Origin of the sequence: Sulfurospirillum arcachonense DSM 9755 (genome assembly GCF_000597725.1) — a bacterium.
Taxonomy (GTDB): domain Bacteria; phylum Campylobacterota; class Campylobacteria; order Campylobacterales; family Sulfurospirillaceae; genus Sulfurospirillum_A; species Sulfurospirillum_A arcachonense.
In genome coordinates, this window is the sequence record NZ_JFBL01000005.1 from 39,279 (window position 1) to 52,151 (window position 12,873).

Sequence of the window (12,873 nt, forward strand, 5' to 3'; positions counted from 1 at the left end):
TAAAACTGATATAATTATACCAAATATTAGATGAAATAATTTCATCGCTAGGATTAGTAGATGTCTTTTAAAAGTGCTAAAACTTTTTTTCTTTCTTTTTTTAGAGAACTTTTTGTATATCATCATACATCATTAGAGTTTAGGGCAAAATTATTTGCAGCAATGATTGCTACAAATAAAATTGATGATATTGGTGAATATAAAATTTTAAAAAAAATTGCAAAAGATATATATGAAGATGATGAATACCGTGTTGATGTTCTTGTTCATACTACAAAAGAGTATGTAAATAAAATTATTTTAAATGATTCATTAGATATTGATTGTTTATTACTAGATATTGATAAAGAGATAAAAAAGAATAAAAGATTTGTTGAAAAAATAAATATGGATCATCTTCGTCGTTTTTATGCTTTTAATGGAGATGAAGATACTATGTTACTTCAAACAAGAGTTTTAGAATTTTTTGAAAATGAAATAGAAAATAGAAAAAAATATCTTACTTAGCAGCTATAGTTGTACATTCATCAAGAATTTTGCTCATTTTTAAAGCTATTTGTGTATTACCTAAATTGTATATATTTTTTAAAAACTTAGGGTCTCTATATTTTATATATACTTTTTTGTCTTCTGCAACATAGACTAACACTTTAAGAGGTAAATCTAAACCGACTGCAGGATCAGTTTTTAAAAGATTTAGACATATATTTGATTCTGAAAATATAATAAGTTTTGCTTCACCTATAATAAAATTACCACGTTTAAGTGCATTTTTTTTATGGTCGATTATAGTAAATTTTTTTGAGCCACGTTTTTCTGCTAGTTTGGTTAAAATATTGATAGTTTTAGTCACACTATTGTGACTAAGTTTAGTCACAATACCATTTTTATTCATAGATGCACTAAACAGTGATAAGGGAAGTATAAAAAGCAAAATATATATAATTTTTTTCATAACCACATCGTAGCAAAATAAACATTTAAGTTAAATTAAATTAACTATTCTATAAAAAAGTTAATTTTAAATTAATTTTATAGGTCAAAAAATAATAAAATTTTCCCTTTTAATTATTATATTTAATAATTTTTGATAAAATTAAAAATACTATAAGTGCTAATGCTGATACTAAAATAATAGATGCTCCAGAAGTAATATCAAAACTATACGAAACTAATAATCCAGTTAGTGTAAATATAGTTGAAATAATAGCAGATAAAATCATCATACTATAAAGTGAATTAGATAAATTTTCAGCGATATAAATAGGTATAGTAAGTAAAGCAATAACCAATATTAGTCCCACAATTTTGATAGCTATAACAACAGTTAATGCAGATAAAACAAGTATTATAGTATAAAAAGTTTTAACACTTACACCTCTTAAACGTGCATATTCACTATCGTATGAAACTGCCAATATATCTCTGTACCAAAATGTTACAACTGTTATAATAATCAAAACTAAGGCAGCCATAAACCATAGATCTTCTTTGCTTACTGCCAAAATTGATCCAAATAGGTAACTCATTAAATCAACATTATATCCTGGAGTTAAATCAACAAATAAAATACCTATAGCCATACCAACGGCCCAAATAAGGCCTATAAAAGTATCTGAACGATGCTTTTGATTTAATGTGATAAAAGCTATTAAAAGTGCAGCAAATACAGCAAATAATGATGCTCCTAAAAAGATAGGAATACCAAAATAAACCGCTAACCCAATACCTCCATATGAAGTATGTGCAATACCTCCAGCTAAAAAAACCATTCTGTTAACTACAATCAGTGAACCTATAATACCTGAAGCTATACTTACTAAAATACCAGCTATAAGTGCATTTTGTATAAACTCATAGGAAAGAGCTTCAAACATGTTTTTCTCCTAGCATTTGTAAAAGTTCAACTTCACAAAAATGCCCATCATTTGCATGAAATTTTCGTTTTTTACTCACATCATGAAAAGCCAAATTTTTATTAACGTGAGCAACACTTGAAGCATATTCTAAAATTATAGAGATATCATGGCTTACTACAACTATAGTTATATATTTATTTAATTCTTTTAAAAGATTATATATCTCTTTTTGCCCTTTTATATCAATGTTTGATGTGGGTTCATCTAAAAGAAGTATTTTAGGATGTGAACAAAGTGCACGTGCTATCATAACTCTTTGTCTTTGTCCTCCTGAGAGAGAACCAATTTTGTTTTGTGCAAACTCTTTCATCCCTACTTGTTCTAATACACCCAATGCACAATTTATTTCTTCTTTTTTATATCCAATTAAAGGTTTTTTATGTCCTACATGGCCCATCATAACAACTTCTATTACTTTAATAGGAAAGTTTGTATTTACATTTGTATTTTGTGGAACATATCCTATGGAAGTTAAATTTTTTGATGGGTTTTCTCCAAATATTTTTATAGATGGAATTTTTGGTTTTTCAAGAGCAATAATGAGCTTTAAAAGAGTACTTTTTCCACCACCATTTGGCCCTATTATGGCTAAAAATTCTTTTTCTTTTACATGTAAATTTACATTTTCTAATATAATGTCTTTTTCATAAGAAAAAGAGAGATTTTTTATTTCTATAACATTCATTTAATAGCTTTTTGGTGCTCTTTTATAAAGAGTAAACATAAAGTAACAATTTGAAACAACTTATTCATATTCAATCCGTATCTAGTTTTAATTACATAATATATACTTGTTTTATTATATCATAGAATTATACTGCATAAGAGGAGTGTGAAATGTTTGGTGTAAAAAAGCATGTAAAAGAGACAAGCTATTTAGCTTTAGAAGAAGAAAATAGAGAGTTGAAAGATCAACTTTATCGTTATGAAGAAGAGATAAAAAAACTTAAAAGTAAAGATGAAGGTAATCAAAAATTTTTAGCAGAAAACAAATTAAAAAATGCGTTAATTGAAAATTTGATGGAAGGCTGTGATGTTGGGACAAAAAATATTCAAGATAGTATGAGTGCAAATTTAAATGGTTTAGATGAAATTAATAATTTAAATGAAAATACATCAGCAGTTATACATAATTTACAAAATGAAGCAAATGAACTTTTTGTAGATATGGAACAAATATTAGAAAATTCAAATAGTTCAAAAAATAATGCAAATCATTTAAATGATAGTGTTGAAGAAATTTCAAAAGTTATAGAGCTTATCAAAGATATATCTGACCAAACAAATCTTTTGGCTTTGAATGCTGCTATTGAAGCAGCACGTGCAGGAGAACATGGTAGAGGTTTTGCTGTAGTTGCAGATGAAGTACGAAGCTTGGCAGAAAGAACACAAAAGGCTACATCAGAAGTTGAAATTAGTATTAATCAATTAAAACAAAATTCCAATGATATGTATTCTCAAAGTGAGGGTATGGAAGAAATAGCAAATAAATCAAATGAAAAAATTAATAATTTTAAAGTAGAATTTGATTCTTTGGTAAATGGGGCAAAAGATATTAAGATAGATACACAAAATATAACATATGAAGTGTTTGCATCATTGGCCAAATTAGATCATATACTCTTTAAAGTCAAAGGGTATAAATCAGTATTTGAACACAAAAATTTTGATGTAACCTGTTCTACAGATTGTAGATTTGGTCTTTGGTATGGGGATATAGGTAAAAAGCTATTTTCTACAACACCATCGTATTCAAAGATAGATGGACCTCATGAAACAGTACATAGAAGTATAAAAGAAGCACTTACTTGTGTTGAAAATGGAACCTGTTTAGATGATATAAATTTTGTCATATCAAAATTTCAAGCTTCAGAAAATGCTAGTTTAGAACTTTTTACTTTATTAAATAGTATGTTAGAAGAAGCTAAGAATAAATAGTTATAGTAGTCAAGTGGCAGAGAGGATGGGATTCGAACCCACGGTGAGTTACCCCACACACGCTTTCCAAGCGTGCTCCTTAAGCCACTCGGACACCTCTCTACAAAATTAAGTACGAAGTATATCTATTTTGTACTTAAACACTCTTTGCAGATAATATCAAATGATACTGTAGCACTAAGAATTTTGTTAGATGTTAGAGTCTCAATCTGTTCTACTAATTCATCCGTTTGAATTGTATAGTCTTCTATTTTTCCACATTCTTTACATATCAGATGGCTATGTTTCTCTTTTTTGATTTCAAAGTAATCTTTTTTGTTTACTAATTTTACTTCACTTAATAAGTCTTTTTTTAACATCTCATTTAAATTTCTATATATAGTTGATAAAGATAGAGTTGGAAATTTTACTTTTGTATATTTTTCAATATCATCAAGAGTAGCATGTCCGTATTTTTCTAAAACACCAAGTACACATAGTCTTTGAGGTGTAGCTTTTAATTCATATTGTTTTAATAGTTCTACATGTGACATAAATGTTCCTTTTTTATAATCATTATATCACAAATAAGAATTTTTTGCAAATAATTAATTTTATTCCAAATAGTTCTCATAATTTTTAAATTGAACAATAAATATGTATTTATAAAAAAGGGAGTAAATGGCATTATAATAAATACAAAAGTTATAAAATACAGATGCATATGATGTAAAAAATGTCATTATCTAATATATAGAAGAGGTTTTTTATAAGTGTGGATATTGGAAATCAGTTTTTTATGGTGAGAAACCCGCATAGGAGTGTGTGTGATAAGAATGACAGATTATCTCAAAAAACAAATTTCCACTTATCCAATAAAACTAGACTTTTCGGAGAAGATGAAAAGTAAAATTTCACAGAATTTTACCTTAACTAGAATATAAAAAATTGTCCTAAGTCAAGAAAATTAGCTTTTATTCATAATATTAATTATCACTTTATCAGTGAGATTCATACCATCTTGAGAGAGTTTTCCTATGTTTTTAAGGGTTTCTTCTACATTTTTTGCAATGATTCCATCACCACCTTGAAGAAATCTTCCCTCTTTTGCTAAGATATAAGAGTCAAATGCTGCATTTGTAGTAGTAGATATTTTCATTGCACACGATGATTTTGCTCCATCACAAATAATTCCTGAAACATTACCAAGTGTATTTATTACAGAGTTTGCAACTACTTCATATCTTTCATCATTTAAAAAAGCTAATGCTCCTGCCACAGCTGCGGCAGAACAGATAACACCACAGTATGCAGAAAGTCTTCCTACATTTGTTTTTATATGAATTGTTGCTAGATGTGAGAAAAATAGTGCTCTTATGAGTTTTTCTTGTGAAATTTTATTGATGCGGGCATATTCAATGAGGGGTAATGAAGAAGTCATCCCTTGATTGCCACTTCCACTTGTTGTCATAACAGGTAAAGAACAACCACTCATTCTAGCATCACTCCCCGCACTTGCAAAACTAGATGCTCTATTTCTTGCATCATCACCATAAAAACCTTTTTCTATATTATCACTTATGATTTTACCTATGTTTACACCATAGTGTCCCATAAGACCTTCACGAGCTATTTGTGAGTTTAAAGCAATCACTTTTGTAAATAGGGGTTCTATTTTATTTAGTTCTATTGTTTTTGCTAAAGAGTAAATGAGGTTTATGTTGAGTATTTTTCTATCTGTTAGGGCTGAGTTAAAATCTGCATCATTACATGGACGATCTAGTATAATTTCACCATTTTTTTCAATATGAGTTATATTTGTATGTAAATGTTTGATTTCAACAGAGGCTTTTTTCTCTTTTGATTCTAATGTTATTTTTGCATAGAGTTTTACATCAGTGTCTTCGTGGATAACTTCTATTTTTTTTGTTTGTAAAAACTCTTGTACTTTTTGCATATCTTCTTTAGTAATATCGCTTATAACCATCAAATCTTTTTTAGCATCTCCTGCTATGATTCCCATAACAACAGAAGTTTCAATACCTATCTTACCGCCACTATTTGGTATGACTACGCTTTTTACATTTTTTATCATATTGCCAGATACTTTTATGGTTACTTTTTCTATATCATCATCAAGTATATCTCTTACTTTTGCACCTACATAAGCCAATGCAATAGGTTCAGTACAGCCTTCAGCGACCACTACCTCTTCTTCTAAAATATTTAAAATTTTTTCTGTTATTTGTGTATCCATAAATGACTCCCAATTTAGCATAACTCTATTATAGAAGATTTTTTTTTAAAGATATAGAAAAAAATTGCTATACTTACATGTAAAGGATAAGAATGGACAAAAGATATAGAAACTTTTATATTCGTTTGGTAGTTGGGATTACATTTTTATTGGCAATATTGGTTAGTAGTATCCTAAACACATTTCAGAACTGAGTTTGATTTTCTTTTCAAATGGAGATGGCCCAAAGTACTTGCACTTTTCAACATAAATATTATACTTATAATCAAGATTCAGATCATCGTAAAATTTTTTTAGATTGACGAGTTTTATACCATATAAGTCTATTATCTCCAATTTTTTATATATAACAGAGTTGTTTTTTTCAATAAGATGAGATGGAGCAATACCCGTGTATTTGCAAAATGCTTGAGACTGAACAAAACCTGTTAAATCTTTACATGTAAGGACTATATCTTTGTACTTTTCTAAGATAGTTCTTTTGTCTAAAAACACAGCTCTACAACCATCATATTTTACAGCTTTTACATTTTTCCAAAATCGATAAGCATTCGAAGATATTCCCACTAGTTCACATAATTCTTTATTTAAAATATAGTTATCTAAAAATTCGTTATTTGAAAGTACATCCATTTGCATATAAACACCTTTAAGAAATTATAGATAAATAAATATTAAAAGTAAAGTATTATTAGTTTAAGTTAGCGTTAGCTATACTTTTTTTATGACAAAAATAAAATCAAATTATGATGTAATTATTGTAGGCTCTGGTCCTGCTGGATTGGGTGCGGCTTTTAAGTTAGCCCAAAACTCAGATTGTTCAGTTTTGTTATTAGAAAAGAAGAAGATAAGTTCGGGAGGACTTAGAAATGATTGCAAACAAAACTATACATATCCTGTAGGATTTCCATATGAGCATTGGACTAAAGAAGATGCTGATATTTTACTTGAAGAAGTAAAACAACACTTAAATCCAAAATTTGAAAAAAGACTCAATATTGAGAAATACCAAAAACGAGCAAAAAAAATAGGAGTTGAAATACTCTCTATAGACCAAGCCCACGTTGGAACAGACAAATCTTCAGAACTTATTGCGAGTCTTATTGAAAAACTCAAAGCTTTACATGTAGAGGTTGCTTTACATGTAGAAGTAAAAGAACTTGTGAAAAATACAAAAGAAATTATTTTAGAAGATGGACAAATAATATCGTTTAAGAATCTTGTTTTAGCACCTGGCCGTGCTGATTATGATTGGCTTCAAGAACAGATGCGTATTTTGGATATCAAATATAGTGATAATATAGTTGACATTGGCGTAAGAATAGAGACTAAAGAGGAAAATTATCCAATAGTTAGAGACTATTATGACCCTAAAATTTTATTCCCAAATAAAGTAAGAACATTTTGTACAAATTCAGGCTGTGCTCATATAGTCAGAGAGAAGTATAAAGGGTACTATTCTGTTAATGGACACTCACTATCAAAAGAAAACGAACGAAATAATTTAGTAAATTTTGCAATGTTAAAAACCATAAGATTAACCGAACCAGTAGTGAGCGGACAACAGTTTGGAAAGATACTTGGTGAGATGGTTATGCAACTTACTGGAGGTTCAGTTATCATGCAAAGAGTGGGTGATTTTAGGCTTGGAAGTAGAAGTAAAAAAGAGACTTTTAACTCTGATTTGTATGATTTTGAGCCAACGCTTAAACATGCAGTTGCTGCTGATTTATCATTGAGTATGCCAGCAAAAATACTTCGCGATATTTGGAAATCTTTAAAAATGTTAGATACTATTATCCCTGGAGTTTTACATCCTTCTACAATTATCTATTACCCCGAAATAAAGACATATTCCAATAAACCTATTTTTATAGATGATAATTTTATGGTTAAAGATGGTTACTACATCATAGGAGATGGAGCAGGAACAAGCAGAGGAATAACTGGAGCTTGGGCTTCAGGAATACGAGCAGCTAATGGAATATTAAAGAAAAAAAATTAGATATTTTTATAGTTTTTTTTCTTTTATTATCTTAAATAAAATATCTTTCATAATATCTATTTCGATGGGTTTTAAAATATACATATTACTCAAGTGAGATAATTCTTTTTCAAATTTACGTGAGGCTGTCATAGCCACTATAAATATCTCTTTATTGATTTCTCTTATTTTATTAATTAATTCCCAACCATCCATTAAGGGCATTTTTATGTCAGTAAAAATGATGTCATAGCTATTATCTTTAAACTTTTGTAGCCCCTCTTTACCATCTTTTGCAGTATCAACTTTAGCAAAAAGTTTTTTCATAAATCTAGAATTAACATCTCTAATCTCTTCTTCATCATCTATAATCAATACACTTAGATTCTCTACTTTACTTTTTATATCTTTTAAATTAGTCATAATCCCTCTTTATTTATTTTATTAATACTATTTCAAAACAAGCGCCTTCACTTGTATTTTTGACACTGATATTTCCATTAAAGTGTTGCGTTACAATAGTTTTACACATATATAGACCAAGTCCTGTTCCATTTAAACTTTTTTTAGTGCTAAAATACGGGTCAAATATCTTATCTATAATATTTTCATCAATACCTCCACCATTATCACAAACTGTAATTTTTAGGGTATTTTCTTCCTCTTTAGCATTAATTTGGATTCTTTTTTCTACATCTTTTTTATGCTCTAAAAAAGCATCTTTAGCATTTGTTATTAAGTTAATAAGAACTTGAACTAATTCACGTTTATTGATTATAATTTTTATATTTTTATCATATTGTATATCTAAAGATACAAAATGACTATTTAAACTTGCAGAAATTATTTTTTGAGTATCTTCAAAAATGTCTTCTAGTAAAAACTCTTCTTTTGTGTTGTCTTTAATAAAAAAGTTTTTAAAATCTTCTATAGTATTTGATAGGTATGTAATTTGGTGTAAGATACTGTAAGAGGTATTCGATAACTCTTTTTCTTTAATTTCATCTAATTCTAAATCAAGCAAAATATTATTTACATGCATAGATATGACAGATAGTGGCTGTCTCCATTGATGGGCTATCATGCTCAACATTTCACCCATTGCTGCATAACGTGACTGTATAACGATAAGGTCATCTTTTTGCTTCAGTTCAGTAATATCCAATGCAGTACTAATAACGGTGCGTTTTCCATTAATCAAACCTAGCGGAGCTGCACTAAATCTCCAAATAATAGTACGACCATCTTTGGTTTTAATATCGTATTTATCTTGATCTGCTTTTTCTTTTAAAGAGTATAAATTAGTAATTTTATTTTTGATTATATCTTGTTTATCTCCATAAGCTTTATTTACCCACTTATCAATAGTATTTATCTCGTTGTATGTATATCCTGTTAATTGTTCCCATACTTTATTTAGCATCATAATTTTTCCAGTTTCATTATGAACCATGATTGGATTAGGGGCTTCCATAATAATTGTTTCAAGCTCATTTTGTTTATTGATGAGTTCATTTTGTTTGGATATAAGTTCTGTTGTTAGCTTATCACTATTTGACATATGTTTTGAAATCCTCTTTATTACAAAATATGTAACAAATACAAACATAGAGACGAGTACAAAACCAATTATAATCATCGAAGATAAAAAATCATTGTATATCTCATCAGAATTTTTTTTAAAATCATCCGCTTTATTTTTAGCGTATAAATAAAGTTCTTTAGCTTGCATTGATAATTTTTTAAAATAAATAGTTGAATTATTTTTTATTTTTTCAATTGCATTGTTTGTTTTATTATTGTGAATTAGTGTAATAATTTGATTTCTCTTAAATTTGGAATATTTATATAATTGAAATACTTTTTTATATAAATTTTTACCCTCTTTCCCTAAAATATTTAATTCTATAATTTTAAAATTAGTATCAATAATTTTTTCACTTTCTTTGATTTCTTTAATGAGTGAGAGGATCTCTTTGTTATCTTGAATTAAAGATATATATTTTATATTATGGCGTATTTTGTATAATTCTAATTCGATAGTTAAAGAGGCATTAGAAACTTGTAAAGGGTGCGTGTAAATGTCTGTTATTAGAGTATTGATTGTATTGACTTTATATATATTATAAAATTTAGAAGCCAAAACAAACATACCTAAAATAATAAAGGAAAATAGTATAAAAAGGATTTCTTTTTTCGATTTTTGCATTTTTAATCCCTTCATAATAATATTAGGATATATTAATTTTAATATTAATTAGGTAAATATTATATTAAGTCTATAAATATAATATTAAGTCTATAAATATAATATTATTTATTTTAAGCAAGTATGAATTTGGTAAAATTGAAAGTGTTTTTTTCACTATAATCCGAGTTTTATTTTATTTCTACCACTTTTTTTAGCAGCATATAAAGCATTATCTGCTTTAATAAAAACATCATCAAAATTATCTGATTCTTTCATCTCAACTATTCCAAAACTAGCAGTAATTTTTATGTTTTTTTCTTTATATATAGAACTCATTTCTTCTAAACTAATCCTCATTCTTTCAACTATGTTTTTTGCTTTTTTTATATCCACACCAAATAATAAAATTGCAAATTCTTCACCACCAAAACGACCAAATAAATCACTTTCTCGAAGTTTTTCTTTAATTTGTTGAGCACATTTTTTTAAGATAATATCACCTGCTTTATGTCCATGTGCATCATTGACATTTTTAAAATGGTCTAAGTCAAATAAAACTAAAGAAAGTTGTTCATTTGCATTCCACGCTTTTTTTGTTTTAATTTTTAGAGCACTAAAAAAACCTCGGCGATTTAAAACACCAGTGAGAGAGTCAGTAATAGATTCTATTTTAAGTTTGTCTTGAGCTTCTTCTGTAAAGCTTAAAAATGAAAAAACGCCAATTGCAACACAAAAAACAGGCCAAAGAAATTGTGAGGAAACACTAGTAATAGAAAATATTTCAGGGGATATTTTAAGTATAATTGAACGGGCTATAAGAAATATTGACATAATTAAAAATATATAAACAAGAACAGTATCCGATGAGTTTTTTTCTTTTTTGACTTTAAAAAAGAGATAACTAGCAATCAAAAAAGCAAAAGGTATAAGTACACCATTGAGATACAAAACAGCATTGAAATTATCTAAAAAAGTGAAATAGCTTTGTATAATAGAGTGAATAGTAAATATGCTAATAATAAATATCCAAGGAACTTTTTTTTCACAGCGTTTAGAACTAAATACAATAATTCCCCAAATAAAGAGTACCGCAAATATTGCTGAGACTATCTTCATAAAAGTACTAGGTTCAAATACATATATAAACCAGCTTATAGAGAATGCAAAAAATGCTCCTGTTAAAAAGTAAACAGAGTTGGGTTTACCCTCTAAATCTTTTATGCGTGTTCCAGCTAAGGCTAATACTATATTTAACAATGCTAAAGTTAGAAAGTAAGTCTGTTCAGATGTCATTTTTACTATTTCCTAAATAATGTTTATTTCACTATATCGGCCAAACTATTTGCAAGAGCTAAAAGTTCATCTTTTTCATTGAGGCCATCAATAAATCTTTTAGGAATATTTTTTATGCCAACTTGTGCTCCTACTAAGGCTCCAGTGAGTATTGACCTTGCTTGGTTTTGTCCCCCGCCATTGAGTGCATGTAAAATAGCAGATTCAAAATCATCATGAAATCTTACCGCTAAATAATAACTTGCTGGTAACATATGATATATTGCACATGGCATACCATAAACAAGTGAAACTTTCCATGCAGGTTCTATTTTTATATTTGGATCAACAGCAGCTTGAGCCATAAATGAAGGAGATAATAGTGCATCTGGAGAAGCAAATAAACCTATATTTGAAGGGTCTTTACTTCCTGCTTTTGGTGGTTGTAAATTATCTGAGGTGACTGCGTGAAAAGGAAGCTCTCCTTTTTTGACCAATTTCATCAATTTAGTAGAAATGTCTTTATCTAGTTTTTCACCTTGTATAAGTTGTCCTAAAACAGCAGCATAAGCAACACTCATGGAGCCTACTATATCATCAACTTGAGTTAAAAATGTATTGTGTGAAACAGCTTTTGCAAGTTCTTTTGGATTAAAAGCATATTTTACAGCTAAAGCTAGAGTTCTTTCGATAGCTTCCGTTGTATCGGCTCTACTTCCTACTTCATCCCATGATAATTTTTGCTCAACTCTTTGTCTGTATACTTCTCTGATAGATTGTGAGGTATAACCTCCTGGGCCATTTGTTGGTGTTCCATCTATTTTTGTAAAAAGGTCTTCATCTAATTTTTTGCAAAAATCTTCTTGATTGTAACCATCGTTTTGAATAATCGATTGAATCATCAATTTTAAAATAAAACCTGATTGCGATAGATTTCCAGCTTTTTCATTTTCATGATACCTACCTTTTTTAGGAATTGTGTAAGTGGTAATCCAAGTTCCATAATCTTTATGCTGTTGTGCTAAATCATAGTACCAGTGTGGACCTAATGCGATAGCATCACCTATAAATGCTCCTATAATGGCACCTATTGCCCTATCTTTAGTTGTAATTGACATGGATTTCCTTAATAAAATTTATTGTTTGTTAGATATATTACCATATATGAATAAAAAAGTTTTAAATATATTTGTATTATACTTTGGCTAGTATTCTATTTTTTAGCGAATTATATAAGATACCCCAAACATTTAGATATACTGATTGTAACTCAAATAAAGGAGATACAATGGCTAAAGGTAAAGATGTTCAAAAAGCAGTTAAAACAAAATCT

Annotated in this window: 13 protein-coding genes, 1 tRNA gene and 1 pseudogene; 4 read left to right on the forward strand and 11 right to left on the reverse strand. The window is 28.3% G+C overall.

All coding sequences use genetic code 11. From position 1 onward, the window contains the following. The first annotated feature begins 60 nt into the window (after positions 1-60). The gene (locus tag K354_RS0105245; RefSeq protein ID WP_024954460.1) at positions 61-507 is read left to right on the forward strand and encodes a hypothetical protein; all 447 of its coding nucleotides are present in this window, start codon (positions 61-63) and stop codon (positions 505-507) included. Here K354_RS0105245 and K354_RS0105250 read toward each other — a convergent pair. The 3 genes from K354_RS0105250 to K354_RS0105260 form a co-directional block, all read right to left on the reverse strand. Beyond that, entirely contained in the window at positions 500-955 is a 456-nt protein-coding gene (locus K354_RS0105250) for a DUF302 domain-containing protein (RefSeq protein ID WP_024954461.1), read from the reverse strand. The genes K354_RS0105245 and K354_RS0105250 overlap by 8 nt on opposite strands. Positions 956-1,064: 109 nt before the next feature. Beyond that, positions 1,065-1,877 (reverse strand): metal ABC transporter permease, encoded by an 813-nt coding sequence (locus tag K354_RS0105255; protein WP_024954462.1) that lies wholly within the window; start codon positions 1,875-1,877, stop codon positions 1,065-1,067. Beyond that, positions 1,870-2,604 (reverse strand): metal ABC transporter ATP-binding protein, encoded by a 735-nt coding sequence (locus K354_RS0105260; RefSeq protein WP_024954463.1) that lies wholly within the window; start codon positions 2,602-2,604, stop codon positions 1,870-1,872. The genes K354_RS0105255 and K354_RS0105260 overlap by 8 nt, the downstream gene beginning before the upstream one ends. A 572-nt stretch (positions 2,605-3,176) precedes the next feature. Between K354_RS0105260 and K354_RS15400 the strand changes: the two are divergent. After that, positions 3,177-3,440: pseudogene (locus K354_RS15400) on the forward strand (methyl-accepting chemotaxis protein); the annotation flags it as partial. Between the two features lie 66 nt (positions 3,441-3,506). Continuing rightward, entirely contained in the window at positions 3,507-3,857 is a 351-nt protein-coding gene (locus tag K354_RS15405; protein WP_245600575.1) for a CZB domain-containing protein, read from the forward strand. Between the two features lie 14 nt (positions 3,858-3,871). Here K354_RS15405 and K354_RS0105270 read toward each other — a convergent pair. The 4 genes from K354_RS0105270 to cheQ form a co-directional block, all read right to left on the reverse strand. Further along, positions 3,872-3,959, reverse strand: a tRNA-Ser gene (locus tag K354_RS0105270). A 23-nt stretch (positions 3,960-3,982) separates the two neighbouring features. Further along, positions 3,983-4,390: a Fur family transcriptional regulator gene (locus K354_RS0105275; RefSeq protein WP_024954465.1), complete on the reverse strand. Its 408-nt coding sequence runs from the start codon at positions 4,388-4,390 to the stop codon at positions 3,983-3,985. A gap of 413 nt (positions 4,391-4,803) precedes the next feature. Next, positions 4,804-6,093: an L-cysteine desulfidase family protein gene (locus K354_RS0105280; protein ID WP_024954466.1), complete on the reverse strand. Its 1,290-nt coding sequence runs from the start codon at positions 6,091-6,093 to the stop codon at positions 4,804-4,806. Between the two features lie 162 nt (positions 6,094-6,255). Then, a complete protein-coding gene (gene cheQ, locus K354_RS0105285; protein ID WP_024954467.1) occupies positions 6,256-6,732 on the reverse strand; it encodes a cheVAW transcriptional regulator CheQ in 477 nt (158 codons plus the stop codon). 85 nt (positions 6,733-6,817) lie between these two features. Here cheQ and K354_RS0105290 point away from each other — a divergent pair, with 85 nt between their 5' ends. Next, positions 6,818-8,098 (forward strand): NAD(P)/FAD-dependent oxidoreductase, encoded by a 1,281-nt coding sequence (locus tag K354_RS0105290; protein ID WP_024954468.1) that lies wholly within the window; start codon positions 6,818-6,820, stop codon positions 8,096-8,098. Between the two features lie 6 nt (positions 8,099-8,104). On the opposite strand, the gene K354_RS0105295 is transcribed toward K354_RS0105290, so the two are convergent. The 4 genes from K354_RS0105295 to K354_RS0105310 all read right to left on the reverse strand — a co-directional run bounded on the left by K354_RS0105295 (position 8,105) and on the right by K354_RS0105310 (position 12,658). Further along, positions 8,105-8,500 carry a response regulator gene (locus tag K354_RS0105295; protein WP_024954469.1) on the reverse strand — a complete coding sequence of 132 codons (396 nt, stop codon included), beginning with the start codon at positions 8,498-8,500 and terminating at the stop codon, positions 8,105-8,107. A 13-nt stretch (positions 8,501-8,513) separates the two neighbouring features. Continuing rightward, positions 8,514-10,286, reverse strand: a complete 1,773-nt coding sequence (locus K354_RS14630) for an ATP-binding protein (protein WP_024954470.1) — start codon at positions 10,284-10,286, stop codon at positions 8,514-8,516. 156 nt (positions 10,287-10,442) lie between these two features. Beyond that, complete coding sequence (locus tag K354_RS0105305) at positions 10,443-11,561, reverse strand: diguanylate cyclase (protein ID WP_024954471.1); 1,119 nt, start codon at positions 11,559-11,561, stop codon at positions 10,443-10,445. A 23-nt stretch (positions 11,562-11,584) separates the two neighbouring features. Continuing rightward, positions 11,585-12,658, reverse strand: coding sequence for an ADP-ribosylglycohydrolase family protein (locus K354_RS0105310; protein ID WP_024954472.1), 1,074 nt, complete (start codon positions 12,656-12,658; stop codon positions 11,585-11,587). Positions 12,659-12,873: the final 215 nt, after the last annotated feature.